This window comes from Ruegeria sp. AB6, from assembly GCF_056542685.1.
In genome coordinates this window covers 1-4,492 of record NZ_JBQGAD010000027.1, presented here as the reverse complement: position 1 = coordinate 4,492, position 4,492 = coordinate 1, and the positions used below count along the sequence as shown (strand labels likewise).

Below are 4,492 nucleotides of genomic sequence, written 5' to 3'. Positions count from 1 at the left end.
CCCCCGCCAAGGCGGGGGTTTTCTGTTTATTCCGCCGCTTCCGCGTACGCGTCCATTGGAGGGCATGTGCAGACGAGGTTGCGGTCGCCATAAGCGTTGTCGACGCGGTTGACGGGGGACCAGTATTTGTCGACGCCCATGGAGCCCGGAGGGAAACAGGCCTGTTCGCGGCTGTAAGGCCGGTCCCAGTCGCCGACCAGATCGCGCACCGTGTGGGGGGCGTTTTTCAGCGGGTTGTTCTCCGCGTCGATCTTGCCGTCGATGATATCCTGCGCTTCGGATCGGATCGAGAGCATGGCGTCGCAGAAGCGGTCCAACTCGTCCTTGGGCTCGGATTCGGTGGGCTCCACCATCAGGGTTCCGGCAACCGGCCAGCTCATCGTCGGGGCGTGGAAGCCGCTGTCGACCAGACGCTTGGCGATGTCGTCGACGCTGACATGCGCCGCCTCGTCCAAGGGTCGGGTGTCGAGGATGCATTCATGCGCCACACGACCGCTCTCGGAGGTGTAGAGGATCGGATAGGCATCCTGCAGACGCGCCGCGATATAGTTGGCGTTCAGGATCGCCACCTTGGTCGCCTGCGTCAGACCCGCGCCGCCCATCAGCAGCACATAGGCCCAGCTGACCGGCAGGATGGACGGAGACCCGAAGGGCGCGGCCGAGACCGGCCCCACGGCGGTGCCGTATTCAGGATGGCCGGGCAAGTGCTCTTCCAGATGCGCCTTGACGCCGATCGGGCCCATGCCGGGGCCACCACCGCCATGCGGGATGCAGAAGGTCTTGTGCAGGTTCAGGTGGCTGACATCACCGCCGATGTCACCGGGGCGCGACAGGCCGACCATGGCGTTCATGTTGGCCCCGTCGATATAGACCTGACCGCCGTGGTCATGGGTGATCTGGCAGACCTCCTGCACGGTGGTCTCGAACACACCATGGGTCGAGGGGTAGGTGATCATGCAGCCGGCCAGATGATCCGAATGCTTCTCGGCCTTGGCGCGGAAGTCTGCAAGGTCGATATTGCCGTTCTCATCCGATTGCACCGGCACCACCTGCCAGCCCACCATCTGCGCCGAGGCCGGGTTGGTCCCGTGCGCCGAGGTTGGGATCAGGCAGACATTGCGGTGCCCTTCGCCGCGGGCGAAGTGATAGTTGCGGATGGTCAGCAGGCCTGCATACTCGCCCTGCGCGCCCGAGTTGGGCTGCTGGGAGATCGCGTCATAGCCGGTGATCTGGCACAGCTTGTCGTTCAGATCGGCAATCATCTCATGATAGCCCTGCGCCTGATCTTCCGGAGCAAAGGGGTGCAGATTGCCGAACTCGGGCCATGTGACCGGGATCATCTCGATCGTGGCGTTCAGCTTCATGGTGCACGAGCCCAGCGGGATCATCGCCCGGTCCAGCGCCAGATCGCGGTCGGCCAGACGGCGCATATAGCGGGTCATCTCGGCCTCGGCCCGGTTCTTGTGGAAGATCTCGTGGGTCAGATAGGGCGTTTCGCGCAGGGCGTAATCCGGCAGGCGGTACGCCACGTTCGAGCTGTCATCCTGACGGTCGATGCCGAAGGCGCCCCAAACCGCCTCAATCGTCTCGGCGCGGGTCTGTTCATCCAGGCTGATGCCCACTTTCGTCTCGCCGACCTTGCGCAGGTTGATGCCACGGGCCACGGCGGCCTCCATAACGGTGGTCTGCAAGTGGCCGACCTCGACCGTGATGGTGTCAAAGAACACCTCGGGTTCGACCGAGAAGCCCGCCTCTTCCAGACCGGCGGCCATGCGCGAGGTTTTGCGGTGCACCGATTGCGCAATCGCCTTGATGCCGTCGGGGCCGTGATAGACCGCGTACATCGAGGCCATCACCGCCAGCAGCGCCTGCGCGGTACAGACGTTCGAGTTGGCTTTTTCGCGGCGGATATGCTGCTCGCGAGTCTGCAGCGCCAGGCGGTAGGCCTTGTTGCCCCGGCTGTCGATGCTGACACCGATGATCCGGCCCGGCATCGCGCGCTTCAGCTTGTCGGTGGTCGCCATATAGGCGGCATGGGGCCCGCCATAGCCCATCGGCACGCCAAAGCGCTGGGTCGATCCGATGGCGATATCCGCGCCCATCTCACCCGGTGACTTCAGCAGCGCCAGCGACAGGATATCGGCGGCGACGATGGCAATCGCTTTGTGTTCATGCAGCGCCGCGATCTCAGCGGTGAAGTCGCGCACATGGCCGTGGGTGCCGGGATATTGGAAGATCGCGCCAAACACCGCGCCAGCGTCGAGGCTGTCGGGATCACCCACTTGCACGTCGATGCCCAGAGGTTCGGCGCGGGTTTTGATCACCGCGATGGTCTGCGGGTGGCAGTTGCGGTCGACAAAGAAGGCGGCGTTATTGGCCTTGGACCGCCCGCCGCGCTTGGCCATGGCCATGGCTTCGGCCGCCGCTGTGGCTTCGTCCAGCAAGGACGCGTTCGCCACGTCCAGCCCCGTCAGGTCGCTGACCATGGTCTGGAAGTTCAACAGCGCCTCAAGACGGCCCTGGCTGATCTCGGGCTGATAGGGCGTGTAGGCCGTGTACCAGGCCGGGTTTTCCAGGATGTTGCGCAGGATCGGCGCGGGCGTGGTGGTGCCGTAATAGCCCTGACCGATCAGCGATGTCAGAACCTTGTTCTTGCTCGCCACCTCTTTCATATGGAACAGCGCATCGCGTTCCGTCATCGCCGGACCCCAGTCCAGCGGCTCTTTCTGGCGGATCGCGGGCGGGACAGTGGCGTCGATCAGCGCGTCCAGCGTCTTGAAGCCGATCACCTTGAGCATGTCGCGCATCTCGGTCGGGCTGGGCCCGATATGGCGGCGATTGGCAAAGTCATAGGCTTCGTAGTCGGTCAGTTTGAAAGCCATTGCAGCGCTCCTATGAATAAGTCAGGTCGGGCGGAGACCACGCAGACCTCCGATACATCATCACGAGCCGGTTCGGCCCGAACGGGCGGAGCCCTATACAGGGCCCCGGTCTGGATCAGCCGATGAAGGCCTTGTAGCCAGCTTCGTCCATCAGATCTTCGAGTTGCGACGCGTCCGCGATCTTGATCTTGTAGATCCACGCCTCACCCTCGGGGTCTTCGTTCAGCGCGCCGGGATTGTCGGCCAGTGCTTCGTTGACCTCGGTGATCTCGCCATCCACCGGCGCATAGAGTTCCGAGGCCGCCTTGACGGATTCGATCACGCCGATCTCGCCGTCTTTCTCGAACTCGTCACCCACTTCCTGCTGTTCCACGAAGACCACATCGCCCAGCTGCTCGGCGGCGTGCTTGGTGATGCCCAGCGTGGCCGTGTCGCCGTCCACATCCAGCCATTCATGTTCTTCGGAATAATAGGTTGCCATGGTCTTTCTCTCCTGACTTCAACGCTTGTAATTCTGGGTGACGAAGGGCAGCGCCACAACCTCGGCCGGTTGCGGCTTGCCCCGGATGATCAGGTTGACCACCTCGCCCGGCGCGCCATGGCCCGCCGCCACATAGCCCATCGCCACCGGTCCACCCACCGTGGGGCCAAACCCGCCCGAGGTGATCTGGCCAATGCTATTGCCCTCGGCGCATTGGATTTCCACGCCCTGACGTGCAGGCGCTCGACCTGTCGGCTTGATGCCCACCAGCTTGCGTGCAGGCCCCTCGGCCAGTTCCTTTTGGATACGCGCGGCGCCGGGAAAGCCGCCCTCTTCCTTGCGGCGCTTCTGGATTGCCCAAGCCAACGAAGCTTCGATCGGAGAGGTGCTCTGGTCGATGTCATTGCCGTAAAGGCACAGCCCCGCCTCCAGCCGCAGGCTGTCGCGCGCGCCCAGACCGGCGGCTTCACAATCCTCATGCGCCAGGAACGCGCGGGTCACTTCTATGGCCTTGTCCTCCGGGATCGAGATCTCGTACCCGTCCTCACCGGTGTAACCCAGGCGTGAGATACGGCATTCAACGCCGTTGATATCCGCCACCGTGGTTTCCATGAACTTCAGATCCCGCGCCGCAGGGCAGAGATCGCCCACCACATCCTCGGCCTTGGGTCCCTGCACCGCAACCAGCGCACGGTCGAAGATCTCGATCACTTCGACGCCGTCCAGGTTGGCCTGCATATGCGGAATGTCCTGATGCCGCAGCGCCGCGTTCACCACCACAAAGTAATGGTCCCCCGCATTCGACACGATCAGGTCATCCATGATCCCGCCGTCTTCGTTCGTAAAAAAACCGTAGCGCGCCTTGCCCTCTTTCAGCGTCGCAAAAGCCTGCGGGCACAAAGCTTCCAGCTTTTCCCCCACATTCTCACCGCGCAGAATCACCTGACCCATATGGCTGACGTCAAACACCGCAGCCCTCTCGCGACACTGCGAATGCTCACCCATAATCCCCAAAGAATACTGAACAGGCATCTCCCACCCAGCAAAATCAACCATCTTCCCGCCCAACTCAACATGCAAGTCATACAAAGGCGTGCGCCGCGGTAATGTCATATCTATAACCTTTCAA

Annotated in this window: 3 protein-coding genes; all 3 read right to left on the bottom strand. The window is 62.8% G+C overall.

Features of this window, described 5'->3' with window-relative positions:
• Positions 1–26: 26 nt before the first annotated feature.
• A complete protein-coding gene (gcvP, locus tag ACR0DB_RS22460) occupies positions 27–2,882 on the bottom strand; it encodes an aminomethyl-transferring glycine dehydrogenase (RefSeq protein WP_480553071.1) in 2,856 nt (951 codons plus the stop codon).
• Positions 2,883–2,997: 115 nt separating this feature from the next.
• Positions 2,998–3,363, bottom strand: a complete 366-nt coding sequence (gcvH, locus tag ACR0DB_RS22455; protein ID WP_170775892.1) for a glycine cleavage system protein GcvH — start codon at positions 3,361–3,363, stop codon at positions 2,998–3,000.
• 18 nt (positions 3,364–3,381) lie between these two features.
• The gene (gene gcvT / locus ACR0DB_RS22450) at positions 3,382–4,476 is read right to left on the bottom strand and encodes a glycine cleavage system aminomethyltransferase GcvT (RefSeq protein WP_170775890.1); all 1,095 of its coding nucleotides are present in this window, start codon (positions 4,474–4,476) and stop codon (positions 3,382–3,384) included.
• Positions 4,477–4,492: the final 16 nt, after the last annotated feature.